The 26370-nt window shown below is 59.4% G+C and carries 30 protein-coding genes; 27 read left to right on the top strand and 3 right to left on the bottom strand.

The features are described from left to right. Positions 1-40: 40 nt before the first annotated feature. Complete coding sequence (locus tag AB4P97_RS15530) at positions 41-619, bottom strand: Maf family protein (protein ID WP_395601303.1); 579 nt, start codon at positions 617-619, stop codon at positions 41-43. Between the two features lie 105 nt (positions 620-724). Here AB4P97_RS15530 and AB4P97_RS15525 point away from each other — a divergent pair, with 105 nt between their 5' ends. The 27 genes from AB4P97_RS15525 (at position 725) to AB4P97_RS15395 (ending at position 25551) form a co-directional block, all read left to right on the top strand. Further along, on the top strand, positions 725-1252 hold the full coding sequence (locus AB4P97_RS15525) for a YceD family protein (RefSeq protein ID WP_042560436.1): 528 nt from the start codon (positions 725-727) through the stop codon (positions 1250-1252). Between the two features lie 13 nt (positions 1253-1265). Continuing rightward, positions 1266-1448: a 50S ribosomal protein L32 gene (gene rpmF, locus AB4P97_RS15520; RefSeq protein ID WP_008152339.1), complete on the top strand. Its 183-nt coding sequence runs from the start codon at positions 1266-1268 to the stop codon at positions 1446-1448. A gap of 4 nt (positions 1449-1452) precedes the next feature. Next, positions 1453-2463, top strand: a complete 1011-nt coding sequence (plsX, locus tag AB4P97_RS15515) for a phosphate acyltransferase PlsX (protein ID WP_080896053.1) — start codon at positions 1453-1455, stop codon at positions 2461-2463. 123 nt (positions 2464-2586) lie between these two features. Beyond that, complete coding sequence (fabD, locus tag AB4P97_RS15510) at positions 2587-3525, top strand: ACP S-malonyltransferase (RefSeq protein WP_042560434.1); 939 nt, start codon at positions 2587-2589, stop codon at positions 3523-3525. A gap of 16 nt (positions 3526-3541) precedes the next feature. After that, entirely contained in the window at positions 3542-4282 is a 741-nt protein-coding gene (gene fabG, locus AB4P97_RS15505; protein WP_042560433.1) for a 3-oxoacyl-ACP reductase FabG, read from the top strand. 196 nt (positions 4283-4478) lie between these two features. Further along, positions 4479-4715: an acyl carrier protein gene (gene acpP, locus AB4P97_RS15500; RefSeq protein ID WP_003442511.1), complete on the top strand. Its 237-nt coding sequence runs from the start codon at positions 4479-4481 to the stop codon at positions 4713-4715. A gap of 108 nt (positions 4716-4823) precedes the next feature. Then, the gene (gene fabF / locus AB4P97_RS15495; protein WP_042560432.1) at positions 4824-6068 is read left to right on the top strand and encodes a beta-ketoacyl-ACP synthase II; all 1245 of its coding nucleotides are present in this window, start codon (positions 4824-4826) and stop codon (positions 6066-6068) included. After that, positions 6068-6883, top strand: a complete 816-nt coding sequence (gene pabC / locus AB4P97_RS15490) for an aminodeoxychorismate lyase (RefSeq protein WP_115146229.1) — start codon at positions 6068-6070, stop codon at positions 6881-6883. The genes fabF and pabC overlap by 1 nt, the downstream gene beginning before the upstream one ends. 3 nt (positions 6884-6886) lie before the next feature. Next, positions 6887-8062, top strand: coding sequence for an endolytic transglycosylase MltG (gene mltG / locus AB4P97_RS15485; protein WP_047302579.1), 1176 nt, complete (start codon positions 6887-6889; stop codon positions 8060-8062). 19 nt (positions 8063-8081) lie between these two features. Next, positions 8082-8714 (top strand): dTMP kinase, encoded by a 633-nt coding sequence (tmk, locus tag AB4P97_RS15480; RefSeq protein WP_042560429.1) that lies wholly within the window; start codon positions 8082-8084, stop codon positions 8712-8714. Beyond that, positions 8707-9690, top strand: coding sequence for a DNA polymerase III subunit delta' (locus tag AB4P97_RS15475; RefSeq protein WP_047302577.1), 984 nt, complete (start codon positions 8707-8709; stop codon positions 9688-9690). Before tmk ends, AB4P97_RS15475 begins: the two co-directional genes overlap by 8 nt. Before the next feature lie 57 nt (positions 9691-9747). Continuing rightward, positions 9748-10104, top strand: coding sequence for a PilZ domain-containing protein (locus tag AB4P97_RS15470; protein ID WP_042560427.1), 357 nt, complete (start codon positions 9748-9750; stop codon positions 10102-10104). Between the two features lie 14 nt (positions 10105-10118). Beyond that, a complete protein-coding gene (locus AB4P97_RS15465; protein ID WP_115146231.1) occupies positions 10119-10904 on the top strand; it encodes a TatD family hydrolase in 786 nt (261 codons plus the stop codon). Positions 10905-11245: 341 nt separating this feature from the next. After that, entirely contained in the window at positions 11246-11884 is a 639-nt protein-coding gene (locus AB4P97_RS15460) for a TetR/AcrR family transcriptional regulator (RefSeq protein WP_007908276.1), read from the top strand. Between the two features lie 137 nt (positions 11885-12021). Next, entirely contained in the window at positions 12022-12990 is a 969-nt protein-coding gene (locus AB4P97_RS15455; RefSeq protein ID WP_047302572.1) for a GTP 3',8-cyclase MoaA, read from the top strand. Between the two features lie 170 nt (positions 12991-13160). Beyond that, positions 13161-13766 carry a DUF4823 domain-containing protein gene (locus tag AB4P97_RS15450; protein WP_042560424.1) on the top strand — a complete coding sequence of 202 codons (606 nt, stop codon included), beginning with the start codon at positions 13161-13163 and terminating at the stop codon, positions 13764-13766. Positions 13767-13782: 16 nt separating this feature from the next. Beyond that, entirely contained in the window at positions 13783-14343 is a 561-nt protein-coding gene (locus AB4P97_RS15445; RefSeq protein ID WP_042560423.1) for a DUF1285 domain-containing protein, read from the top strand. A gap of 190 nt (positions 14344-14533) precedes the next feature. Then, positions 14534-15250, top strand: coding sequence for a FadR/GntR family transcriptional regulator (locus AB4P97_RS15440; protein WP_042560422.1), 717 nt, complete (start codon positions 14534-14536; stop codon positions 15248-15250). Between the two features lie 53 nt (positions 15251-15303). Beyond that, positions 15304-16179, top strand: coding sequence for an SMP-30/gluconolactonase/LRE family protein (locus AB4P97_RS15435; protein WP_395601302.1), 876 nt, complete (start codon positions 15304-15306; stop codon positions 16177-16179). Between the two features lie 271 nt (positions 16180-16450). Continuing rightward, a complete protein-coding gene (locus tag AB4P97_RS15430) occupies positions 16451-17269 on the top strand; it encodes an SDR family oxidoreductase (RefSeq protein WP_395601301.1) in 819 nt (272 codons plus the stop codon). 135 nt (positions 17270-17404) lie between these two features. Beyond that, positions 17405-18409 carry a substrate-binding domain-containing protein gene (locus tag AB4P97_RS15425; protein WP_042560420.1) on the top strand — a complete coding sequence of 335 codons (1005 nt, stop codon included), beginning with the start codon at positions 17405-17407 and terminating at the stop codon, positions 18407-18409. Between the two features lie 55 nt (positions 18410-18464). Further along, positions 18465-20009, top strand: a complete 1545-nt coding sequence (gene araG, locus AB4P97_RS15420; protein WP_200617137.1) for an L-arabinose ABC transporter ATP-binding protein AraG — start codon at positions 18465-18467, stop codon at positions 20007-20009. Positions 20010-20021: 12 nt separating this feature from the next. Next, entirely contained in the window at positions 20022-20990 is a 969-nt protein-coding gene (gene araH / locus AB4P97_RS15415; protein ID WP_042562174.1) for an L-arabinose ABC transporter permease AraH, read from the top strand. A gap of 244 nt (positions 20991-21234) precedes the next feature. Next, positions 21235-21948 (top strand): GntR family transcriptional regulator, encoded by a 714-nt coding sequence (locus AB4P97_RS15410; RefSeq protein ID WP_042560418.1) that lies wholly within the window; start codon positions 21235-21237, stop codon positions 21946-21948. Then, a complete protein-coding gene (locus AB4P97_RS15405) occupies positions 21945-22943 on the top strand; it encodes an ADP-ribosylglycohydrolase family protein (RefSeq protein WP_042560417.1) in 999 nt (332 codons plus the stop codon). The genes AB4P97_RS15410 and AB4P97_RS15405 overlap by 4 nt, the downstream gene beginning before the upstream one ends. A 219-nt stretch (positions 22944-23162) precedes the next feature. Beyond that, complete coding sequence (locus AB4P97_RS15400) at positions 23163-24629, top strand: cytosine permease (RefSeq protein ID WP_042560416.1); 1467 nt, start codon at positions 23163-23165, stop codon at positions 24627-24629. Then, positions 24622-25551 carry a PfkB family carbohydrate kinase gene (locus AB4P97_RS15395; RefSeq protein ID WP_395601300.1) on the top strand — a complete coding sequence of 310 codons (930 nt, stop codon included), beginning with the start codon at positions 24622-24624 and terminating at the stop codon, positions 25549-25551. Before AB4P97_RS15400 ends, AB4P97_RS15395 begins: the two co-directional genes overlap by 8 nt. A gap of 166 nt (positions 25552-25717) precedes the next feature. Here the strand turns inward: AB4P97_RS15395 and AB4P97_RS15390 are convergent, their stop codons facing one another. Together AB4P97_RS15390 and AB4P97_RS15385 are read right to left on the bottom strand one after the other, a co-directional pair. After that, the gene (locus AB4P97_RS15390) at positions 25718-25975 is read right to left on the bottom strand and encodes a hypothetical protein (protein ID WP_042560413.1); all 258 of its coding nucleotides are present in this window, start codon (positions 25973-25975) and stop codon (positions 25718-25720) included. A 45-nt stretch (positions 25976-26020) separates the two neighbouring features. Further along, complete coding sequence (locus AB4P97_RS15385; RefSeq protein WP_047302557.1) at positions 26021-26356, bottom strand: hypothetical protein; 336 nt, start codon at positions 26354-26356, stop codon at positions 26021-26023. Positions 26357-26370: the final 14 nt, after the last annotated feature.

Below are 26370 nucleotides of genomic sequence, written 5' to 3'. Positions count from 1 at the left end.
GCGAACCCTGTAAGAGCTGCCGCTGGCTGCGATTTTTGCTTTAAGGAATCTGTACGCCTTCAAGTAGCAGCATGTCGATCAGGCGAATCAGCGGCAGACCGATCAGGCTGGTAGCGTCAGGGCCTTCGGTGGACTGGAACAGGCTCACGCCCAGACCTTCAGCCTTGAAGCTGCCCGCGCAGTCGTGAGGCTGCTCGATGTGCAGGTAACGCTCGACCCGTGCCTGATCGAGCTGGCGCATGTGCACTGTGAACGGTACGCAGTCGACCTGGCATTGCCCTGTCTGGCTGTTGAGCAGCGCTAGGCCGGTGAGAAAAGTCACGCTGGCGCCGCTGGCGGCCATCAGTTGCTCGCGGGCCTTGTCGAAAGTGTGCGGCTTGCCGATGATCCGGTCGCCGAGTACGGCCACCTGATCGGAGCCAATAATCAGATGAGCGGGGTGGCTGTCGGCCAATGCTCGGGCCTTCTGTTCTGCAAGACGTTTGACCAGCTCGATCGCTGGTTCGCCGGGACGGTGGCTTTCATCGATATCTGGCGAGCTGCAGACGAATGGCAGGTGCAGGCGGGAGAGCAATTCCCGGCGATAAGTCGAGCTTGAAGCAAGTAATAAAGGCAGCATTTGCGTCTCCTGAGGCAGATGTGAATTCTAGCGGAGGCACGCAAGTGACGGACAGGGCACAATTTCCTTTGACATGGGTGGGGGCATCCCTATAATGCTGCGCCTATGTTGAATGACCCGATTCCACCTCACGTTGACCCGCGCAAATTGGCTGATCGTGGCACCACCATCCAAGGTGAGCTGCTACTGGCCGATTTGAAGAGACTCTGCGACCCGCTTTCCGACACTGTCGGTACGGTGCAGGCGAAATTCGTTTTTGAACGAGATGAACGTAAATCTGTGGTAATCCACAGCTTTATCGACACCGAGGTCAAAATGGTTTGCCAGCGTTGTCTTGAGCTGGTCACCCTGCCGATCCACAGCGAATGCAGTTACGCTGTGGTTAAGGAGGGTGCGAATACCCAGTCGTTACCGAAAGGTTATGACGTGCTGGAACTGGGCGAAGATCCATTGGATCTGCAGTCACTGGTCGAGGAGGAGCTTTTGCTTGCCTTGCCTATCGTGCCTGCTCATCATCCGGAAGAATGCCAGCAGCCGGCGGGGTCAGATGAGCCCGAACCGAGCGAGGACGAGGTAACGCGGTCCAACCCGTTCAGTGTATTGGCGCAGTTAAAGCGTGACCCAAACGTTTAGGAGTTAATCAATTATGGCTGTTCAGCAGAACAAAAAATCCCGCTCTGCCCGTGACATGCGTCGTTCGCACGACGCCCTGACGGCGAGCACTCTGTCTGTAGAAAAAACCACTGGTGAAATTCACCTGCGTCACCACGTATCGCCAGAAGGCGTATACCGTGGCCGTAAAGTGATCGACAAGGGCGCTGACGAGTAATCACTTGTCTGCTCAAGTCATCGCGATTGACGCAATGGGCGGGGACTTCGGTCCCCGCAGCATTGTTCAGGCCAGCCTTGCTTGCCTGTCTGCTACACCCTCGCTGCACCTGACCCTAGTCGGTCAACCCTCCCTTCTTGAAGAATTGATCAATGGCCAATCGGCTGCCGATCGCGCGCGCCTGACGATTGTTGCGGCCAGCGAAGTCATCACCATGGACGAAAAACCGACTCAGGCCCTGCGTGGCAAGCCGGACTCGTCGATGCGTGTTGCTCTTGAACTGGTGCGTGATGGCAAGGCTCAAGCCTGTGTCAGTGCCGGCAACACCGGAGCTTTGATGGCGCTGTCGCGCTATGTGCTGAAGACCTTGCCGGGTATCGATCGTCCCGCGATGGTTGCCGCCATTCCGACGCAGAAAGGTTATTGCCAGTTGCTTGATCTTGGCGCCAACGTCGATTGCAGTGCGGAGCATCTGTTGCAGTTTGCGGTGATGGGTTCGGTGGCGGCGCAGACGCTGGGTATTGCTCGCCCTCGGGTGGCGTTGCTGAACATCGGCACCGAAGACATCAAGGGCAATCAACAGGTCAAGTTGGCGGCAACGCTGTTGCAGGCGGCCAGAGGCATTAACTACATCGGTTTTGTCGAAGGTGACGGCCTGTATCGCGGTGAGGCGGATGTGGTGGTGTGCGACGGGTTTGTCGGCAACATTCTGCTCAAGTCCAGCGAAGGCCTGGCCACGATGATTGCTGCGCGCATTGAGGCGCTGTTCAAAAAGAACATGGCTTCGCGCGCAATCGGTGCCTTGGCGCTGCCATTGATGAAGCGCTTGCAGGCAGATCTGGCACCGGCGCGACACAATGGGGCAAGCTTCCTTGGCTTGCAGGGCATTGTGGTGAAAAGCCACGGTTCGGCGGGAGTTCAGGGCTTTCAGAGTGCGATTCAGCGTGCGCTGATCGAGATTCAGGAGAACCTGCCCGAGCGCCTTCACGGGCGTCTGGAGGATTTGTTGTCTTAGGCGTTTTCGTCGGACAATGCTTAAATGTGACCGCCCGGTTCAAAGGGCCATCCAACTGTCAGTTTCTTGCGTCCCCCAGTGGGGCGTCATTTTCCGACGACAAGATCATTAGGGGCTTGTTACATGTCTGCTTCCCTCGCATTCGTCTTTCCAGGACAAGGTTCGCAGTCCCTCGGCATGCTGGCCGAGCTGGGCGCGCAACATCCATTGATCCTCGAAACTTTCCAAGAAGCCTCCGCTGCTCTGGGCTATGACCTGTGGGCACTGACCCAGCAGGGGCCGGAAGAGCTGCTTAATCAAACCGACAAAACCCAACCGGCCATTCTGACCGCATCGATCGCCTTGTGGCGTCTGTGGCTTGCTGAAGGTGGTGCGCGTCCGGCATTTGTTGCCGGTCACAGCCTGGGTGAGTACAGCGCGCTGGTGGCTGCCGGCAGCCTGAGTCTGGCTGATGCGGTAAAGCTCGTTGAGCGCCGTGGCCAGCTGATGCAGGAAGCGGTTCCGGCCGGGCAGGGCGGCATGGCTGCCATTCTGGGTCTGGAAGACGCTGACGTGCTGGCGGCCTGTGCTGAAGCGGCACAGGGCGAAGTGGTCAGCGCCGTCAACTTCAACTCCCCGGGTCAGGTTGTAGTGGCCGGTGCCAAGGCTGCCGTCGAGCGCGCCATTGAGGGCTGCAAGGCGCGTGGCGCCAAGCGTGCCTTGCCGCTGCCGGTGAGCGTGCCGTCGCACTGCGAGCTGATGCGTCCGGCTGCCGAGCGCTTTGCCGAGTCCATTGCCGCCATTAACTGGCAGGCGCCGCAGATCCCGGTGGTACAGAACGTCAGCGCACAAGTGCCGGCCGATCTGGAAACCCTCAAGCGTGATCTGCTCGAACAACTCTACAAGCCAGTACGCTGGGTCGAGTCCGTACAGACACTGGCCGCCAAGGGCGCGACCAATCTGGTCGAATGTGGCCCGGGCAAAGTACTGGCGGGTCTGAACAAACGTTGCGCCGAAGGCGTTTCGACTTCCAACCTCAATACCCCAGACGCCTTCGCTGCCGCTCGTGCAGCGCAGGCCTGAATCAGGAGAAACTTGCATGAGTCTGCAAGGTAAAGTTGCACTGGTCACCGGTGCAAGCCGCGGTATCGGCCAGGCTATCGCACTGGAACTGGGCCGTCAGGGCGCCATCGTTGTGGGTACCGCAACCTCCGCCAAGGGTGCCGAGGCGATTGCCGCCACGCTCAAAGAGCACGGCATTCAGGGTACCGGTCTGGAACTCAACGTCACCAGCGACGAATCCGTCAGCAAAGTGATCGCGACCATTCAGGAGCAGTTCGGTGCGCCGGCGATTTTGGTCAATAATGCCGGCATCACCCGCGATAACCTGATGATGCGCATGAAAGATGACGAATGGTACGACGTGATCGATACCAACCTGAACAGTCTGTATCGCCTGTCCAAGGGCGTTCTGCGCGGCATGACCAAAGCCCGTTGGGGTCGAATTATCAGTATTGGCTCGGTGGTGGGTGCCATGGGCAACGCAGGCCAAGTAAACTATGCAGCCGCCAAGGCCGGTCTGGAAGGTTTCAGCCGTGCAATGGCGCGTGAAGTCGGTTCGCGTTCGATTACGGTCAACTCGGTAACCCCAGGGTTTATCGACACCGATATGACCCGCGAACTGCCTGAAGCACAGCGTGAAGCCTTGCAGACGCAGATTCCGCTGGGTCGTCTGGGACAAGCTCAAGAGATCGCGTCTGTGGTCGCTTTTCTTGCATCCGACGGTGCGGCATACGTTACTGGGGCTACAATCCCGGTGAACGGTGGGATGTACATGTAAGTAAAATGTGACGGATTGCTTCAAAAAAATGTCATACGAGCTGTCTAAAATCCGTTATAAAGCTGCAATCTATTTATAGGCAGAGGGCTGCAGGGTTTGAGGAGTGAAGCTTTCAGTTGAAAAACTGAAAAGTCTTTCTATACACTTACCCACTGGCCAGCTGCCTGAATTTGTCCATTAGGAGTGAAAACAAGGTATGAGCACCATCGAAGAGCGCGTCAAGAAAATCGTTGCCGAGCAACTGGGTGTTAAAGAAGAAGAAGTGGTTAACACCGCTTCCTTCGTAGAAGACCTGGGTGCCGACTCCCTTGACACCGTTGAGCTGGTGATGGCTCTGGAAGAGGAATTCGAGACCGAAATCCCTGACGAAGAAGCTGAGAAGATCACTACTGTACAAGCTGCAATCGATTACGTTACAAACCACCAGGCTTAATAGCTTGTAATCGTTGCTTGCTGTCATGGAAAAACCGCACTGCCATCACGGCGTGCGGTTTTTTCTTTAGGCCTGATGCAAAGTCGTCATTTGAAAAAGGAGAGTGCTGTGTCGCGTAGACGCGTCGTAGTCACCGGTATGGGTATGTTGTCGCCACTGGGCACGGATGTGCCAAGCAGTTGGCAGGGCATTCTGGCTGGCCGCAGTGGCATTGGTCTGATCGAACACACCGACCTTTCTGCCTATTCCACCCGCTTTGGCGGCTCGGTAAAGGGCTTCAATGTCGAGGAATACCTGTCGGTCAAGGAAGCGCGCAAGCTCGACCTGTTCATTCAGTACGGTCTCGCGGCTGGCTTTCAAGCCGTACGCAACGCTGGCCTGGAAGTCACTGACGCCAACCGTGAACGCATTGGCGTGGCCATGGGTTCGGGCATCGGCGGTCTGACCAATATCGAAGAAACCAGCCGTACTTTGCATGAGACGGGCCCGCGTCGAATCTCGCCATTCTTCGTGCCAGGCTCGATCATCAATATGATTTCCGGTTTCCTGTCCATCCATCTGGGCGCACAGGGACCTAACTACGCCATTGCTACAGCGTGTACCACCGGTACGCACTGCATCGGCATGGCGGCGCGCAACATCATGTACGACGAAGCCGACGTGATGATTGCCGGCGGTGCCGAAATGGCCGCATGCGGTCTGGGCATGGGCGGCTTCGGCGCGTCCCGTGCGCTGTCGACCCGCAACGACGAGCCAACTCGCGCCAGCCGTCCCTGGGACAAGGGCCGTGACGGTTTCGTACTGTCCGACGGTGCCGGTGCACTGGTGCTCGAAGAACTCGAACACGCCAAGGCGCGCGGCGCGACCATCTACGCCGAGCTGATCGGTTTCGGCACCAGTGGCGATGCGTTCCACATGACTTCGCCACCTGCCGACGGCGCGGGTGCAGCTCGCTGCATCACCAACGCCTTGCGCGACGCGAAGATCAACGCCGATCAAGTGCAATACATCAATGCCCACGGCACCTCGACCCCGGCCGGCGACCTTGCCGAGGCCAACGCGATCAGGTCGGTGTTCGGTGAGCACGCCTATAAACTGGCGGTCAGCTCCACCAAGTCCATGACGGGCCACCTGCTGGGTGCGGCCGGAGCGGTCGAGGCGATCTTCAGCATCCTGGCGATCAACAGCCAGGTAGCGCCGCCAACCATCAACCTTGATGAGCCGGACGAAGGCTGTGATCTCGATTTCGTGCCGCACACCGCGCGCAACATGGACATCGATGTCGTGCTGTCGAACTCCTTCGGCTTTGGCGGCACCAACGGTACCTTGGCGTTCCGTCGGTTCGCAGGCTGATGGACAGCTGGGTCGACGGTCAACCGGCTGACACTCTGTCGCTGAAAGACCGCGGCCTGGCTTACGGCGATGGTCTGTTCGAGACCATTGCCGTGCATGACGGCCAGCCGGTATTGCTTGATCGACACATGACGCGGCTGGCCGATGGCTGCTCGCGTCTGGCTATCGCTGCCGATATCGAGCTGATTCGCCACGAACTGCTGAGCTACGCTGCCGCGATGGACGAGGGTGTGCTTAAACTCATCCTCACCCGTGGCGACGGTTTGCGCGGTTACGCGCCTGACCCTGCGGCGCCGGGTCGACGCATCCTGCAAGGCAATCCGCCGGCGGCTTATCCTGCTGCGCATGCCGAACATGGCATCCGCCTGTTTCCGTGCAATACGCGCCTGTCCAGACAGCCATTGCTTGCCGGACTCAAACACCTCAATCGACTGGAACAAGTACTCGCCCGCGCCGAATGGCAAGACAGCGAGCACGCTGAGGGCTTGATGCTTGATCAGGCCGGTCGAGTGATCGAAGGGGTGTTCAGCAACGTGTTTCTGGTGCGCGATGGTGTGTTGATCACGCCCGATCTGAAACGCTGCGGTGTCGCCGGTGTGATGCGCGCGGAAATATTGTTTCAGGCCGAGTCATTGGCCATCCCCACCCAAACCGTCGATATCGGCCTAGAACAGCTGCAATGGGCCGATGAAGTGTTTGTCTGCAACAGCGTATATGGCGTCTGGCCGGTACGCGCCTACGCTGCACTGAGCTGGCCGGTTGGCCCGCTCACCCGTAAACTGCAAGCCATTGCCCGCGCCCTACTGGATGCCTGATTTGTGAGACGTAAATTATTGCTGCTGCTGGAAACCGGACTGGTTCTGGCAGGGCTGCTGTTGGGCGCCAGCGCCTGGAAGATTCACTCCGCGCTGGAACAGCCCTTGAACATCACGCAGGAAGAACTGCTGGATGTGCCGAAAGGCTCTACACCGACCCGTACCTTCCTTGGACTCGAAAGCGATGGCGTCATCAAAGACGCTTTCTGGCTACGGGTCTATTGGCGTTTCAATCTCGCTGGCACGCCGATCCACACTGGCGAATACCGCATGCAGCCCGGGATGACCGTCAACGGTCTCATCGATTCGTGGAAGCGTGGCGACGTGGTTCAGTACAGCCTGACGCTGGTTGAGGGCTGGAATTTCCACCAGGTGCGTGCTGCGCTGGCGAAAGATGAAAAAATCGAACAGACCATCAATGGTTTGAGCGACAGCGACGTGATGGCGAAGATTGGCCACAAAGGCCTGTTCCCGGAAGGCCGTTTCTTCCCCGATACCTATCGCTTCGTGCGCGGCGTGTCCGATACCGAGCTGCTGAAAAAGGCTTTTGAGCGTCTCGACGAAGTGCTGGCCAAAGAGTGGGAAAAACGCGCTGCCGATGCGCCGTACAAAGAACCTTATCAAGCGCTGATCATGGCGTCCCTGGTCGAGAAGGAAACCGGTGTACCGCAGGAGCGCGGCGAGATTGCCGGGGTTTTTGTGCGCCGGATGGCGCTGGGCATGCAGCTGCAGACCGATCCTACAGTGATCTATGGTTTGGGCGATCGCTACACCGGCAAGTTGACCCGCGCTCACCTCAAGGAGCCGACGCCGTATAACACTTACGTGATTCCCGGCTTGCCGCCGACGCCGATTGCGATGGTCGGGCGTGAAGCCATTCACGCGGCGCTGAACCCGGTGGGAGGCACCAGCCTCTACTTTGTTGCCCGTGGCGACGGTAGCCATGTGTTCTCTGACGATCTCGATGCGCATAACAATGCGGTGCGTGAATTTCAGCTCAAGCGCCGTGCCGATTACCGCTCCAGCCCGGCGCCGGCAACTACGCCGGAAGCGGCACCGGCCGCCGAGGAGTCGATTCCTGCGGCATCGCCTAATACTGCGCCCGAGTCGCTGCCGCAGGTTCCGACTGAGGAATCCGCGCCGACTCCTGACGCCGACGCACCACAAAACACGCAATGACTTTTATTAAGGACTGCCTGTGACTGGCTTGTTTATCACCCTGGAAGGCCCGGAAGGCGCCGGCAAGAGCACCAATCGCGAATACCTCGCCGAGCGTTTGCGCGCCGCTGGTGTCGAGGTCGTGCTGACCCGCGAGCCCGGCGGTACGCCACTGGCAGAGCGGATTCGCGATGTGCTGCTGGCCCCGGCCGACGAAGTCATGAACCCGGATACCGAACTGCTGCTGGTGTTCGCCGCGCGTGCTCAGCATCTGGCCGAGGTGATTCGCCCGGCGCTGGCGCGCGGTGCGGTGGTGCTGTGTGATCGCTTCACCGATTCGACGTATGCCTATCAGGGAGGCGGTCGCGGTTTGTCGCTGGAGCGTATCGCGACGCTGGAGGCTTTCGTGCAGGGGGATCTGCGCCCGGACCTGACGCTGATTTTCGACCTGCCGGTAGAAATCGGCCTGGCTCGTGCCAGCGCTCGCGGTCGCCTCGATCGCTTCGAGCTCGAAGGCCGGGCATTTTTCGAGGCGGTGCGCAGTGCATTCCTCAAGCGTGCTGAAGCCGATCCTGCGCGCTATGTGCGCATCGATGCCGGTCAGCCGTTGGTCAAGGTTCAACAATCGCTGGATACCCTGATTCCGAACTTGCTGGAGCTGAGCCGTGGCTGAGGCCTATCCATGGCAGGACAGCCTCTGGCAGCAACTGGCCGGACGTAGCCAGCATGCTCACGCTTATCTGCTGCATGGGCCGGCCGGGATCGGCAAACGCGCACTGGCCGAGCGGTTGATGGCCAGTCTGTTGTGCAAGCACCCGACGCCGGAGGCTTGCGGTGAATGCAAATCCTGCCTGCTGCTCAAGGCTGGCAGCCACCCGGACAATTACATTCTCGAGCCGGAAGAAGCCGACAAGGCGATCAAGGTCGATCAGGTGCGCGATCTGGTCAGTTTCGTGGTGCAGACCGCGCAACTGGGTGGGCGCAAGGTGGTGCTGATCGAGCCCACGGAATCGATGAATATCAATGCCGCCAATGCCTTGCTCAAGAGCCTTGAAGAGCCTTCCGGCAATACGGTGTTGTTGCTGGTCAGCCATCAGCCGAGCCGTTTGTTGCCGACGGTCAAGAGTCGTTGTGTGCAGCAGGCCTGCCCGCTGCCGGGTGAGGCGATGAGCCTGCAATGGCTGGCTCAGGCCCTGCCGGAGTGTTCCGAAGCGGAGCGTGTCGAACTGCTGACGCTGGCCGCCGGTTCGCCGTTGATGGCGGTCACTCTTCAGTCCCAGGGCGTACGCGAACAGCGCGCGCAAGTGGTCGAAGGGGTGAAGAAGTTGCTCAAGCAGCAGCAATCGCCAACGCAATTGGCCGAAGAATGGAAAAACATTCCGATGCTGCGCCTGTTTGACTGGTTCTGTGACTGGTCGAGCCTGATCCTGCGTTATCAACTGACTGAGGACGAAGCCGGCCTCGGTCTGAACGACATGCGCAAAGTGGTGCAGTACCTGGCGCAGAAAAGCGCCCAAGGCAAAGTGCTCGATATTCAGGACTGGATTCTCGCGCAGCGGCAGAAAGTGTTGAGCAAGGCCAATCTCAATCCGGCGCTGTTGCTGGAAGCGCTGTTGGTGCAATGGGCAGGACTGCCAGGCCAGCGGTGATCCCCGCAAAAACGATGGTGTGCGCCTAGACTCTGAACATCAGCAGTGGAGGTCAACATGAATGAACCCGTCAGCCCGGGGCCGCGCAACGGCATTTTGTCCCTGACCATCAAAGACAAGTCGGTGCTTTACGCCGCTTACATGCCGTTCATCAAAAACGGTGGCCTGTTCATCCCGACCAACAAGAGCTACAAGCTGGGCGACGAGGTGTTCATGCTATTGAACTTGATGGATGAACCGGAAAAGATCCCGGTTGCCGGCAAAGTCACCTGGATTACGCCCAAAGGCGCACAAGGCAATCGCGCAGCCGGTGTCGGCGTGCAGTTCAACGACGGCGACAACACCGCGCGCAGTCGCATCGAAACCCATCTGGCCGGAGCCCTCAAGTCCGACCGTCCCACTCATACGATGTAAGTAGCCGTATTTTTATGCTCGTAGATTCCCATTGTCACCTGGATCGCCTCGACCTCACCGCCCATGACGGCTCGCTGGATGCCGCACTCGATGCGGCCCGCGAGCGCGGGGTAGGGCATTTTCTGTGCATCGGCGTAAGCGCCGACAACGCCGCTGACGTCAAAGCCCTCGCCGAGCGTTACGACGATGTCGATTGCTCGGTCGGCGTGCATCCTCTCGATGTGCAACCGGGAGCCGCCCCCGCGCTGGACTGGTTGCTGCACGAACTCAATCACCCGAAAGTGGTGGCGATCGGTGAAACCGGTCTGGATTACCACTACGAGCCGGAAGCCGCCGAACTGCAGCAGGCCTCGTTCCGCCTGCACCTGCAAGCGGCGCAGCACACCGGCAAACCGGTGATCATCCACACCCGCGGCGCCCGCGCCGATACCCTCGAACTGCTGCGTGAAGCCGCGTTGCCACAGGCCGGGGTGCTGCATTGCTTCACCGAGGATTGGGACATGGCCAAGGCTGCGCTGGACATGGGTTATTACATTTCCCTGTCAGGCATCGTGACCTTCCGCAATGCCGATGCGCTGCGTGATGTGGCGAGCAAAGTTCCGGCGGATCGTCTGCTGGTTGAAACCGATTCGCCGTACCTGGCGCCGATCCCTTATCGCGGCAAGCCGAACCTGCCGCAATACGTGCGTGAAGTGGCAGAGTTCCTGGCGATGCTGCGTGGTGAGAATTACGAGCGTTTTGCCGAGCAGACGACCGAAAACTTCAAGCGGCTGTTCCCGCTGGCTCATGTGAAGGTCTGAATCGCAGGCAAAAAAAACCCGGGTTCTGGGGGGTGAATCCGGGTTAAGACCATTAGGAGTAAAACAAAGGCACGCGGTCCGTTGGTACCTTTATCGGCACGGCACTTGGGGGAGATGCCGTCCGACAGTTGAAGTATTGATCAGTCTGGCGTGCAGTCCAGTTAGCGGGCCGTGGTTTTTAAACAAATTTGGAATACGTTCGCTTCAGTTGAGTTCTCATTGCGCCCAAAACGTTCTCAAAATGAACAAGAAACACAGATGTGGTCGGATGATCCGTGCATTTTTGCGCAAGTTAGGCATAATACGCGGCTTCGAATTTTGACCCTTCAGACCTTTTTCTTATGCACAAAGAACCTCGTAAGGTCCGTGAGTTTCGTCGCCGCGAGCAAGAAATTCTCGATACCGCGCTCAAGCTGTTCCTCGACCAAGGTGAAGACAGTGTCACCGTCGAGATGATTGCTGATGCCGTAGGTATCGGCAAAGGCACGATCTATAAACATTTCAAGTCCAAGGCCGAGATCTATCTGCGCCTGATGCTCGATTACGAGCGCGATTTGAACGAGCTGCTGCATTCGGCCGATGTCGACAAGGACAAGGAAGCACTGTCCCGTGCCTACTTCGAATTCCGTATGCGTGATCCGCAGCGCTACCGTCTGTTCGATCGTCTCGAAGAGAAGGTGGTCAAGGGCAACCAGGTGCCGGAAATGGTCGAGGAGCTGCACAAGATCCGTGCCTCGAACTTCGAACGCCTGACCCTGCTGATCAAGGGGCGCATCAGTGAAGGCAAGCTCGAAGACGTGCCGCCGTACTTCCACTACTGCGCGTCCTGGGCATTGGTGCACGGCGCTGTCGCGCTGTATCACTCGCCGTTCTGGAGCAATGTGCTGGAAGATCAGGAAGGTTTCTTCCAGTTCCTGATGGACATCGGCGTGCGCATGGGCAACAAGCGCAAGCGCGACCCCGAAACGCCGAGCAGCTGAGCCATTCAGCTGCCTTATTGCGCAATGATTTCGTTACATGGCGCAGTACCGCAGGAATATACTCAGGCATAGGGCTTGCTAAAACTTGATTTGTGAGTCAAGTTTTAGCTGCTCGATTTCCTTTCGCCGGAGTGATCATGATCGTTGACCGTCAAGGCAGGCGTTTTCGCAATTTGCGGATCAGCCTGACTTCAGCCTGCAATTACGCTTGTACCTACTGCGTGCCCAACGGCAAGCGGTTGGTAGCTGCGCAGGATGAGCTGTCGGCCGACGCCATGGCGCGCGGCGTGGCGTATCTGATTGAAGCCGCTGGCATTGAGCGTTTGCGCATTACCGGTGGCGAGCCGCTGGTCAGCCCCAAACTTGAATCGTTCATGACCGCCGTCGGCAAGATGGGGCTGGAAGACATCAGTCTGACCACCAACGGTCAACTCCTCGCCAAGAAACTTCCGCTGCTGGTGGATGCCGGTCTGCGCCGGATCAATGTTTCTCTCGATACCCTCGACGCCGACGCGTTCCGCAGCATTGCCCGCGGCGGCGACCTGGCCACCGTGCTCGACGGCATGGACAAGGCCGCAGCGGCGGGGATGAAGATCAAGGTCAACATGGTGCCGTTGCGCGGCCAGAATCTTGATCAGGTCATGCCGTTGCTCGACTACTGCCTGGAGCGCGGGTATGAGCTGCGCTTTATCGAGCTGATGCGCATGGGCCACCTGGCCAAAGACTCCAATGCCTTCCTGCAACAGTTTGTCAGTCTTCAACAATTGCTGGAGCTGATCGGTGAGCGTTACGAGTACGCGCAAGCTGATGCCCCTGTCGACGCTACGGCGGTGCGTTACGCGATTGCCGGGGTGGGCCATTTTGGGGTGATTGCCAATGAAAGCGTGCCTTTCTGCCGAACCTGCTCACGCCTGCGCCTGTCGTCGACCGGTTGGCTGCATGGTTGCCTGTCGTCGAGCAACCGCCACTACGTCGGCGATCTGCTCGACAAACCGCGTCACGAGGCACTGCCTGCGCTACAACGCTTGCTGGTGAAGGCCTTGGGCGACAAGCAGGAAGTGGCATTTTCCGGCGGCGCAACCATCATGAAAATCATCGGCGGCTGATATTCCCATTCGCGATCAGGCTCGCTCTCACATCTGGAATGCGTTCCACTTGTGGGAGCGAGCCTGTTCGCGAAAGCGTCCTGTAGATAGACGAAGTTCCCGAGCTGGCGCAAAAGCTGCATTCAACGCCCATTCGCCGGTTTTCCGTCACCGGCTTCTGGAGGATAAGGATGCGTAGCCTGGTTTTGCTGCTGGCCATTTTGGCGCTTGGCGGCTGTATGACTGTCAGCGATATGGCCGAAGGCACTCGCTATCAGATGAGCGACGCGGGGCTGCTGGACCACAGCGACAGCCGCCGCGTGAACAACTTCCGTATTCAGCCGGATTCGTTTATCTACATCGCCCAGGGCGCGTTTGCGCCGCCGGGTGGTTCGTATCCGCGGCCGAACGTGGTCGCCGAGGAAGCGTTCAAAGGCTTTATCGAATACTTCCCGATGGTTCGCCGCGCCCGTGCGCCGGAAGGCCTCGATCAGGCAATGGGTGAAGCCCGTGACGCGGGTGCGCATTACCTGCTCTATACCCGTTTCGCCAAGGCAGACGACCGCATCGGCAACTCTGATGAGTGGCTGGATGAGGAGGCTGTGGATCGCCTCGGTATCGACGGCGGCGTGATTCAGATCATGTTGATCGAGACCAGCACCCAGTATTTGATTGATACTGCACGGATCAAGAGTCGTGGCGGTTTACTGACGTTCCACGACAGCAAACCCGAAGACCTGATCGGCCCACCGCTGGCGCAGTACGCGCGCAGCCTGTTGGGGATCGGCAACCAGTAATTTCAAGGAGTACGCCATGAGTGGCCCGCAAAAAGCCAATGACCTGTTGGGACAAATCCCCAAAACCAAAGGCCTGCCACCGGTGCACTTGTGGAACCCGGATTTCTGCGGCGACATCGACATGCGCATCGCCCGGGACGGCACTTGGTATTACCTGGGCACGCCGATCGGGCGCAAGCCTATGGTCAAGCTCTTCTCCACGATCATCCGCCGCGACGGCGATGATTATTTTTTGATTACGCCGGTCGAGAAGGTCGGCATCAAGGTCGACGACGCGCCGTTTGTGGCGATTGCCGTCGAGGTTGAAGGCGAGGGTGAGGCGCAGGTGCTGCGCTTTACCACCAATGTCGACGAAACCGCTGAGGCTGGGCCGGAGCATCCGATTCGAGTTGAGATCGATCCGGTCACTCAAGAGCCTGCGCCTTACGTACACGTGCGTACCAACCTTGAAGCGTTGATTCATCGCAATGTGTTCTACCAATTGGTCGAACTGGCGGTCAGTCGGAAAATCGATGGGCAGAACTGGCTCGGTGTGTGGAGTGGCGGCGAGTTCTTCCGTATCGGCCTCGAACCGTAATTCGAATCCCTGTGGGAGCGAGCCTGCTCGCGATAGCTGTGTATCAGTCGACGAAAATATTGACTGACACTCCGCTATTGCGAGCAGGCTCGCTCCCACATTGTTTTTGTGTGATCACAAAAAACTGATTTGACACCCAATCGTATGATCATTAGCTTGATCACCCATCGCGATCCGCTTTGAGGTGTTCATGTCCAGCAGCTTTCATGCATCAACGGTTGACTGGCTGGGCAGTTGGATTGCCGCTGGCCAGATCAAACCGGGGCAGACCATCAAGGTCGAAGCTGATCTGGGCGAACAGCTCGGCGTCAGCCGCACCGTCATTCGTGAAGCGATCAAAACCCTCGTTGCCAAAGGCATGCTTGAAGTCGGGCCGAAGGTCGGCACCCGCGTGTTGCCGGTGCGCCGCTGGAACCTGTTCGATCCCCAGGTCGTCGGTTGGCTGTCACGCAATGGTCTGCCGGAAAACTTCGTCGATGATTTGCTCGACCTGCGCCGCACCATTGAACCCATGGCTGTGCGCTGGGCCTGCGAGCGCGCGACGCTGGAGCAGATCGACGCCGTGCAACTGGCCTACAACGCCCTCGAGCGCGCGGTAGACAGCGGCGGCGATTACAACCGTGCCGATCAGGCCTTCCACGAGTGCATTCTTGCCGCCAGCCATAATCAGTTCATTGAACAGATGGTCCCGGCGCTCGGTGCGTTGCTGGCCGTTTCGTTTGAAGTCTCGGCGGCCGATCCGGATGAACTGCGCCGCACCTTGCCAATCCACAAAGACATGGCCGACGCCATCGCCGCTCGCGATTCTGCGCGCGGTGTGTGGGCCTGCATGACCCTGATCGACAACGCAGACCTGGCGATCAAACGGTTTTACCCAAAAGTCATGGCCGACAAAAAGGCCGGCTAAATATCCAATATCGCTCCCACACTGAAAAAAACTACAAGATCCAAGGAGTTGAAATGACCTGGACCGCACTGACCCAGCACCGCGCCCAACTCGGTGAAGGCCCGTTCTGGGACGCGCCGACCCAGGCGCTGTACTGGGTCGATATCGCCGGCCAACAGGCCCTGCGCCTGATCGGCCAGAACGTGCAGATCTGGCAAATGCCCGAGCACGTTTCTGCGTTCATCCCCTGCGCCAGCGGCGATGCGCTGGTTACGCTGAGCAGCGGCGTCTATCGTCTCGATCTCGACTCCCCGGGCCTGGAACCGCGCCTGACGCTGTTCTGTGTCGCCGACCCGCAACCTGGCAATCGTCCCAACGAAGCCCGCTGTGACGGACAAGGCCGACTGTGGCTCAGCACCATGCAAAACAACATCGGCGAGCGGGGCGAAGATCTGCCGATCGTCCGGCGTTCCGGTGCCCTGTTCCGTATCGATCCCGACAAACGCGTCACGCCATTGCTACGCAACCTGGGGATTCCCAACACGCTGCTGTGGAGCGACGACGGCACCAGGCTGTTGTTCGGCGACAGCATGGAAGCCACGTTGTACAGCTATTTCATCCACACCGACGGCAACCTCGACGTCGCCAATCTCTGGTACGGCCCCGATGAACAGGGCGGCCCTGACGGTTCGGCGATGGATGTCGAAGGCTATGTGTGGAACGCCCGTTGGGACGGCAGCTGTCTTTTGCGACTCGCGCCTGATGGCAAGGTCGACCGCAAAATCGATCTGCCGATCAGTCGCCCGACCAGTTGCGTATTCGGCGGCGAAGACCTGAAAACCCTGTACATCACCAGCGCCGAGAGCCCGCGCAACCATCCTCTGGACGGCGCAGTGCTGTCGATGCGTGTTGATGTTGCAGGAAAGCTCTGTACGCGTTTCGCTGGCTGAATCCCAAAATATGGGATGCAAAATTATATATTGAGATTATTTGGCGGTCGGGTTTATAGTCGGCTCCAGCAGTAACACGCACTCACACTTAAAAAGAACAAAACAGGTGAAGTGATGCAGCGAATTTCCATCGCACTCCCACGCGGAGTCCGTGCCACGCAACGGCCCAATGCCGTCAGTGGCGCCTGCCTGTTCAGTTCTAAACGCTCTCCAGACCGGACATCGTCAAATGCCCGGTTTTTTTGCGCTTGCGAACAGGAGTCCTTGAGCCATGGCTGAACCTCTTTCCCTGCCGCCGGTGCCCGCACCGCCGAAGGGCGAGCGTCTGAAAAACAAAGTCGTGCTGCTCACCGGTGCCGCTCAGGGTATCGGTGAAGCCATCGTCGCAGCCTTCGCTTCGCAGCAAGCCAAACTGCTGATCAGTGATATTCAGGCCGAAAAAGTCGAGAAGGTTGCCGCCCATTGGCGCGAGCAAGGCTTTGACGTCCAGGCGATCAAGGCTGATGTGTCGCGCCAGCCCGACCTGCACGCCATGGCCAAACGCGCCGTTGAACTGCACGGGCGCATCGACGTGCTGGTCAACTGCGCCGGGGTCAATGTATTCCGCGATCCGCTGGAAATGACCGAAGAAGACTGGCGTCGCTGCTTCGCCATCGACCTTGACGGCGCGTGGTACGGCTGCAAAGCGGTCCTGCCGCAAATGATCGAGCAGGGCATCGGCAGCATCATCAACATTGCCTCAACCCATTCTTCGCACATTATTCCCGGCTGTTTCCCGTACCCGGTGGCCAAGCACGGGTTGTTGGGACTGACTCGCGCACTCGGCATCGAGTACGCAGCGAAAGGCATCCGCGTCAACGCCATCGCCCCCGGCTACATCGAAACGCAGCTGAACGTCGATTACTGGAACGGTTTCACCGACCCGCATGCCGAGCGTCAACGCGCCCTCGACCTGCACCCGCCCAAACGCATTGGTCAGCCGATTGAGGTGGCGATGACAGCGGTGTTCCTGGCCAGCGATGAAGCGCCATTCATCAATGCTTCGTGCATCACCATCGATGGTGGCCGCTCGGTGATGTACCACGACTGATCGATCGGATTCCACGTGAAGAAATCCGTCTGAAATCCAATCATCATACGATATGACTATTTTCAACAGGCTTTGCAGGAACGTGCTTTACCGCTTTTCAAACATTGCTCAAAAAAAATAACAAGGAGTCAGCTTATGAAACGTCGTTTCGGGATTCGTACCCTGTGCAGTGCCGCGCTCGCGGTCACCGCGTTCAGCCTGAGCAGTTCGCTGCTCGCCGCCGATGCCGTGAAGATCGGTTTCCTGGTCAAGCAGGCCGAGGAACCGTGGTTCCAGACCGAGTGGGCCTTCGCCGAGAAAGCCGCCAAGGACAGAGGGTTTGAACTCATCAAGATCGCCGTCCCGGATGGCGAAAAAACCCTGTCGGCCATCGACAGCCTCGCCGCCAACGGTGCCAAAGGCTTTGTGATCTGTCCGCCTGACGTGTCGCTCGGCCCGGCGATCATGGCCAAAGCCAAACTCAATGACCTCAAGGTGATTGCCGTCGACGACCGTTTTGTCGACGCCAACGGCAAGTTCATGGAGGACGTGCCGTACCTGGGCATGGCCGCGTATGAAGTTGGTCAGAAGCAGGGCGCCGCCATGGCTGCCGAAGCGAAAAAACGCAACTGGGACTGGAAAGACACCTACGCGGTCGTCAACACCTACAACGAACTCGACACCGGCAAGAAGCGCACCGACGGCTCGGTCAAGGCCCTCGAAGACGCAGGCATGCCGAAGGATCACATCCTCTTCGCCGCACTGAAAACTCTCGATGTGCCAGGCAGCATGGACGCCACCAACTCGGCGTTGGTGAAACTGCCAAGCGCGGCGAAGAACCTGATCATTGGCGGCATGAACGACAACACCGTGCTGGGCGGCGTGCGCGCCACAGAAGCCGCCGGGTTTGCCGCGGCCAATGTGATCGGCATCGGCATCAATGGCACCGACGCCATCGGCGAACTGAAAAAGCCTAACAGCGGCTTCTTCGGTTCGATGCTGCCGAGCCCGCACATCGAAGGCTACAAGACAGCCGAGATGATGTACGAGTGGGTCACCACCGGCAAAGAGCCGCCGAAATACACCGCCATGGACGACGTCACCCTGATCACCCGCGAGAACTTCAAGCAAGAGCTGGAAAAAATCGGCTTGTGGAACTGACGTAGCGACGGCCCGGGCAACCGGGCCGTTTGAACGGTGTGAAGAGGTGGCTTAAATGCACGCGCAAGTACAAAGACAAGAAAACAGCGCCGGCGGCAGTCTGCGCTTCAACGGGATCGGCAAAACCTTTCCCGGCGTGAAGGCGCTGGACGGCATCAGCTTCGTCGCCCATCCCGGCCAGGTCCACGCCTTGATGGGCGAGAACGGCGCCGGCAAGTCGACCCTGCTGAAAATCCTCGGCGGCGCTTACATTCCGAGCAGCGGCGAGATGCAGATTGGCGAGCAGACGATGGCCTTCAAGTCGACCGCCGACAGCATCGGCAGCGGCGTGGCGGTGATCCATCAGGAACTGCATCTGGTGCCGGAAATGACCGTCGCCGAAAACCTGTTCCTCGGTCATCTGCCGGCCAGTTTCGGTTTGATCAATCGCGGCACGCTCCGTCAGCAAGCGCTGGATTGCCTCAAAGGACTGGCCGATGAAATCGATCCGCAGACCAAAGTCGGTCGTTTGTCGTTGGGCCAACGGCAACTGGTGGAAATCGCCAAGGCTTTGTCGCGTGGCGCCCATGTGATCGCCTTCGACGAGCCAACCAGCAGCCTTTCGGCACGCGAGATCGACCGCTTGATGGCGATCATCGGGCGCCTGCGGGATGAGGGCAAAGTCGTACTTTACGTGTCCCATCGCATGGAAGAAGTGTTCCGTATCTGCGACGCAGTGACGGTGTTCAAGGACGGCCGCTACGTGCGCACCTTCGAGGACATGAGCCAGTTGACCCACGATCAACTGGTGACCTGCATGGTCGGCCGCGACATTCAGGACATCTACGATTACCGCAACCGCCCACGCGGCGCAGTGGCGCTGAAAGTCAACGGCCTGCTCGGCCCGGGCCTGCGTGAGCCGATCAGTTTCGAGGCGCACAAAGGCGAGATTCTCGGTTTGTTCGGATTGGTCGGGGCAGGGCGCACCGAGTTGTTTCGTTTGCTCAGTGGCCTGGAGCGCAAAACCGCCGGACGCCTCGAACTGCGCGGCCATGAACTGAATCTGCGCTCACCGCGCGATGCCATTGCCGCCGGGATTCTGCTGTGCCCCGAGGATCGCAAGAAAGAAGGGATTATTCCGCTGGCCAGCGTCGCCGAGAACATCAACATCAGTGCGCGTGGCGCGAATTCGGGTCTTGGCTGCCTGATTCGTGGTTTGTGGGAGAAGGGCAACGCCGACAAACAGATCAAGGCGCTGAAAGTCAAAACGCCCCACGCCGGCCAGCAGATCAAGTTCCTTTCCGGCGGCAATCAGCAGAAGGCCATTCTCGGTCGCTGGCTGTCGATGCCGATGAAAGTCCTGCTGCTCGACGAACCGACCCGTGGCATCGACATCGGCGCCAAAGCCGAGATCTACCAGATCATCCATAACCTCGCTGCTGACGGTATTTCGGTGATTGTGGTGTCGAGCGACCTGATGGAAGTGATGGGTATTTCCGACCGCATCCTGGTGCTGTGCGAAGGCGCCCTGCGCGGCGAAGTCAGCCGCGACCAGGCCAATGAATCCAACCTGCTGCAACTGGCTTTGCCGCGCCACCGCGCTGACGGCGTGGCGAACTGAGAGGTGACTATGATGACAACCCAAAACGAAACCCTGCCGAAAGAGCGCAAACCTTTGGACATGCGCCGCTTCCTCGATGACTGGGTCATGCTGTTGGCGGCGGTGGGCATTTTTGTCGCCTGTACTTTGCTGATCGACAACTTCCTCTCGCCGCTGAACATGCGCGGGTTGGGCCTGGCGATTTCCACCACCGGCATTGCTGCCTGCACCATGTTGTATTGCCTGGCGTCGGGGCACTTCGACTTGTCGGTGGGCTCGGTGATTGCCTGCGCCGGGGTGGTGGCGGCGGTGGTGATGCGCGACACCGACAGCGTATTCCTTGGCGTCGGAGCGGCGCTGGTGATGGGCTTGATCGTCGGGCTGATCAACGGGATCGTGATCGCCAAGTTACGCGTCAATGCTCTGATCACGACGCTTGCGACCATGCAGATCGTGCGTGGCCTGGCCTACATTTTTGCCAACGGCAAAGCGGTGGGCGTGTCGCAGGAGTCGTTTTTCGTGTTCGGCAACGGCCAGTTGTTCGGCGTACCGGTGCCGATCCTGATCACCATCGTCTGCTTTCTGTTTTTCGGCTGGCTGCTGAATTACACCACCTACGGGCGCAACACCATGGCCATCGGTGGCAACCAGGAAGCGGCGTTGCTGGCGGGGGTCAATGTAGATCGCACCAAGATCATCATCTTCGCCGTGCACGGTGTGATCGGTGCGCTGGCCGGTGTGATTCTGGCGTCGCGCATGACCTCCGGGCAGCCGATGATTGGTCAGGGTTTCGAGCTGACAGTGATTTCCGCGTGTGTGCTGGGCGGGGTGTCGCTGAGTGGCGGGATCGGCATGATTCGGCATGTGATTGCCGGGGTGTTGATTCTGGCAATCATTGAGAATGCGATGAACCTGAAGAACATTGATACGTTTTATCAGTACGTGATTCGCGGTTCGATTTTGCTGTTGGCTGTGGTTATTGACCGCCTCAAGCAACGCTAAGATCAGGCGCCCCTCGTCGGAGCGCCGCCCGCCCAGCCCTCTCCCGACGGGAGAGGGCGCCGACCGAGTTGATTGTAGATTCGGCAAAGCACTTTGAGGTCGGTGCTCCTCCTGAGCATCCTGCATTCAGTCCCCTCTCCCTCCGGGAGAGGGCTAGGGGGAGGGGCTTTTGATCTCCGGACTTCCGTCATCTTCCTTAAATTTCCCTTGCCCACCCACGCCCGTTTCGGTTATCAATTTGTACATGATTAGACAGGTACGATTCGACAAGAAACAACGGGTGGTCGACGAGCTCGTCCGGCGCATCGAAAGCGGTCTCATGGAGGACGGCTTTCTGTTGCCCGGCGAGCATCAGTTGGCTCAAGAATTCAACGTCAGCCGTGGCACGTTGCGCGAAGCGCTGGCCGAACTGAAGCGGCGTAAATACATCGCCACGCAAAGCGGGGTCGGTTCCATCGTCACCTTTGACGGTGTGGTCCTCGACCAACGCAGCGGCTGGGCTCAGGCACTGGCAGACACTGGTGCGTTGATCAACACCGAAGTATTACGCCTCGAAGCCGTGACCCGGACCGATCTTTCGGCTGTGTTCGGCTCCGATCAATTCATTCTGCTCGAGCGCCGTCGCCGCTCCAACGACGGCACATTGGTGTCCCTCGAACGCTCTCTGATGCCGGCCAACGGCGGCCTGGAAAGCCTGCCGCGTGTCGGCCTGATCGACAATTCCCTGACCATCACCCTGGCCGCCTACGGCTACATCGGCGAGCGCGGCGATCAGTGGCTCGGCGCCGAACCCTTGAATGCCGAAGACGCCGAATTGCTCGGCCGTCCGCCAGGCACGGTATTTCTCAAAGCCCTGCGCACCACCTACGACCGGCAGAACCGTTTCATGGAGCAGGTTGAAAGCCTGCTCGACCCGGTGCATTTCCGTCTGCATCTGCAATTTGGAGAATCGAAGTGACCCCGCTTAACCGTGCCCTCGGTGCGTTTTATGGCCTGGCCCTCGGTGATGCGCTGGGCATGCCAACGCAATCGCTGAACCGCGAAACCATCAAGACACGTTTCGGCCAGATTACCGATCTGCAAGACGCCGGTCCGCTGCAACCCATCGCTGCGAACATGCCCAAAGGGTCGATTACCGACGACACCGAACAGGCGATTCTGGTTGGCGAGTTGCTGGTCGAAGGCAAGGGCCATATCGACCCCGCCATCCTTGCGCAACGGCTGATCGAGTGGGAAGCGCAGATGCAGGCCAAAGGCTCGCAGGACCTGCTGGGCCCTTCGACCAAGCGCGCCATCGAAATGATCCTCGCCGGTCATTCGCCGCAAGAAGCCGGGCGCTACGGCACCACCAACGGCGCGGCCATGCGTATTACCCCCGTCGGGATCGCGGCGGACGTTGCGGATCCTCAGCGGTTTATCGCCGCAGTGGTGCAGGCCTGTCAGGTCACGCACAACACCACTCTGGGGATTTCCAGCGCGGCGGCGGTAGCGGCGGTGGTCTCGGCGGGGATCAATGGCATGGACCTGGGCGAGGCGCTCAACCTCGGCCAACAAATCGCGCAACAAGCGCAAGAACACGGTCACTGGGTGGCCGGTGGGCGCATCGCTTCGCGCATCAGTTGGGCGCGCAGCATCAGCGTCGACAGCGACAAGGCATTGCTCGCCGATCTGCTCTACGACGTGATCGGCACTTCCGTGGCGTCGCAGGAATCGGTGGTGGTCTCGTTCGCCCTGGCGCAGCAGGTGGCCATCGGTGAAATGAGCGCGTTCGATGCGTTGTGCATGGCGGCGAGCCTGGGTGGCGACACCGATACCATCGCCGCGATTCTCGGCGCCATGCTTGGGGCCTGCCTGGGTCTTGAGTGTTGGCCGACCGAGATGATCAATACGGTGAAAGCCGTCAATCATCTGCAGCTTGAGCCGTTGGTGCAGGGGCTATTGGCCTTGCGCTGATTGAACTGACGCCATCGCTGGCAAGCCAGCTCCCACAGAGCAAGTGCACACCTTAAGGTTCACTCTGTACCTGTGGGAGCTGGCTTGCCAGCGATAGGCGCACCGCATAATCGAATATTCACCCGCAATGGATCGCAAAGACAGGCCGAGGACGGCCGCGATGTCTTGTTGTTTCGCATCATTGCCACAACCACAAAAAAGGCAAACAGGAGCATTTTCATGAGTTCATCGAACGCCGGGCAGAGCGCCGGGCAGCTGGAAACCCGTGGCATCGAGCCGGTGCCGGAAGCCGAGTGCAACGGTCATCCGCTGCAACTGTTCTGGGTCTGGTTCGCCGCCAACATTTCCATTCTCGGCCTGCCGCTGGGTGCCACGCTGGTCGCGTTTCGCGGTCTGGCGATCTGGCAGGCAATCATCGTCGCGATCATCGGTGCCGCCGGTTCGTTCGCGGTGGTCGGGATCATCTCGATTGCCGGCCGCCGTGGCCGCGCGCCAAGCCTGACCTTGTCGCGGGCGATCTTCGGCGTGCGTGGCAATATCGGCCCGACACTGGTCTCGCTGATCTCGCGTCTGGGCTGGGAAACCGTCAACACCACCACCGCTGCATTCGTCCTGCTGTCGCTGTGCTCGATCCTGTTCGGCTCACCGGTTGAGGCGAAAAGCGCACCCGTGCTGACGCTGCTCTTCATTGCGATTTTCGTGCTGCTGACCCTGGCGGTCTCCGGCCTCGGCCATGCGACTTTGCTGGTGATCCAGAAGTGGGCGACGTATGTCTTCGGCGCGCTGAACATTCTGGTCGGCGGCTTCCTCTGCGCCACCATCGACTGGAGCGCGGTGTTCAACGCCACACCGGCGCCGGTCAGCGCAATGATCATCGGCATCGGTACCATGGCGGCCGGCACCGGTATCGGTTGGGCCAACGCGGGCGCTGACATGTCGCGCTATCAGCATCGCAGCGTCAAAGCCGTGCGTCTGGTCGCTTCCGCAGCGTTCGGTGCGGGTATCCCACTGGTGCTGCTGATTACCCTCGGCGGCCTGCTGTCGGTGGGTAACAACGATCTCGCCTCGGCGACTGACCCGATCGTGGCGATCCGCGACATGCTGCCGACCTGGATGGCCGTGCCGTACCTGATCACGGCGTTCGGTGGTCTGCTGCTGTCGAACAACCTGTCGGTGTACTCCGCCGGTTTGACCACATTGACGCTCGGCCTCAAGGTCAAGCGCGTCTACGCCGTGGTGGTCGATATCGTTGCGATCTTCGCCGGTTCGATCTACTTCATGCTGATCGCCGACAGTTTCTACGGCCCGTTCATTACCTTCATTTCCCTGCTGGCGGTGCCGATCACCGCGTGGGTCGGGATCTTCGTGATCGACTTGATTCATCGTCATTACTACAGCCCGCAAGATCTGCTCGACGTCAGCCCAAGCAGTGCCTATTGGTATCACGGCGGTATCGAGTGGCGCGCATTCGGGGCGTGGGCGATTGCCATCGTGCTCGGTTTCAGCTTCACCACCATCGGCACCACCGCTGAGAATGTCTGGTTCAAAGGTTTCCTGTCCGACTCGTGGCTGGGCCACAACGGCCTCGGCTGGATCGTGACGTTCGTGGTGGCCGGTGGCATCTATTTCCTCCTCGGCGGGGCAAAAGATCGCCGTGCCGCACCAGTCGAGAATGCTCATGCCTAAGATGTTGCACACCGGCCAGGTCATCATCGACCTGGTCATGGCCGTGGATAAACTGCCGCAGATTGGCGGCGACGTACTGGCGCAGTCCGCCGGTTTCGAGGCTGGCGGCGGTTTCAACGTGATGGCGGCAGCGGTGCGCAATGGCCTGCCGGTGGTTTACCTCGGTCGTCATGGCACCGGGCGTTTCGGCGATCTGGCGCGGCAGGCGATGCAGGCCGAGGGGATTCACATCGGTATCAGCCAGCCTGCGCAGCGCGACACGGGTTTGTGTGTGGCACTGACCGATGCGTCGGCCGAGCGCAGTTTCATTTCCTACATCGGTGCCGAGGGCGAGGTGACCGTCGATGATTTGAACAGCGTGGCTTTTGAGGCCGGGGACTATGTTTATCTCAGCGGTTACAGCCTGCTGCACGAGGGCAAGGCGCAAGCTCTGCTTGACTGGACGTTGGCATTGCCCGCCACGATTCACGTGGTGTTCGATCCGGGTCCGTTGGTGGAATCGCCGGATTCACCGCTGATGCAGGCGCTGTTGCCACGCATTGATGTGTGGACCAGCAACAGTGTCGAGGCGTTGCGTTTTACCGGTGCTGAAGACATCGGTGTTGCGCTGGATTGTCTGGCTGAGCATCTGCCGCGAGACGTATTGATGGTGGTGCGCGATGGGCCGCAGGGTTGCTGGATTCATCAACGTGACGAGCGTCGGCATGTGCCGGGGTTTGCCGTCAAAGCGGTGGACAGCAATGGTGCCGGTGATGCGCATGCCGGGGTGTTTGTTGCGGGCTTGGCGCAGGGTTTGACTGCGTATGAAGCGGCGCAGCGAGCGAACGCGGCGGCGGCATTGGCGGTGACACGCTGGGGGCCGGCGACAGCGCCGGGGACTGCTGAAGTGGATGCGCTGATCCGTGAGTCCAGCGGCGGCTGATCTACCTTTATCGCTGGCAAGCCAGCTTCCACAGAGATCGGAGGTGTGCACAAATGTTGCTCCCACCAGAAAAACTGTGGGAGCTGGCTTGCCAGCGATGAGGCCGTCAGCCCCACCATAAATTTCAAGCGGCCGCTCACCGCATCGGCAGCGAGCGGCCGCAGTACTACTGCATATCCAGTTTGCGCGCTGCTTCAACCCCGGCAGCACTGAGCTTGATCGGCAAATTCAGCGAGTGTTCACCGGCCTCGTTGCAGGTGATATGGCCATGGTGAATCAAACCGCGGTCCTGCAATGAGGCGAGGGCGCTGGCGACGACTTTTTCGCCCCGGTAGTTGTCCAGCACCTCCTTGCCCAGTCCACTCGGGTGGGCGTGCAGCAGGCGGGTGAGGACTTCTTTTTCCAGGTTTTTATCGACGTTCATGGTTACCTCTTCATGGGTGTGAATAGGGTCGCTCGCGTCGGCGAACTACTGGCCGGATCCTTCGGAACCGGAGCCACCGGTGGTGGTTTTCGAACCGACGCCCGGGCCCGCGTTGTCTGGCGTGGCGGGAGCGTCGGGGGTGTTCATGCCACCTTGACGACCGGGATCACTGCCTTGCGTGCGCGGGTCAGTACCGGTGGCAGGTGGCTGGTTGATCAATGGCACGCCAGAGCCATCGGTGTTCATGCCGGGGGCACTGTTGATGACTGGGGCTCGGGGTGGGGTCGGATCGGTAGGGCCGGTGCCCGCAGCGGTGGCGGCGAACACCGTGGGGCAGAGCAGGGCGCTGAATACGAAAGCGGTCAACCTTGACGGGATCATAGGGCTTCTCCAGT

Origin of the sequence: Pseudomonas sp. A1230 (assembly GCF_044218825.1) — a bacterium.
GTDB lineage: Bacteria > Pseudomonadota > Gammaproteobacteria > Pseudomonadales > Pseudomonadaceae > Aquipseudomonas > Aquipseudomonas iridis.
The sequence above is the reverse complement of the archived record's forward strand: the minus strand, read 5'-3'. Positions and strand labels throughout refer to the sequence as shown.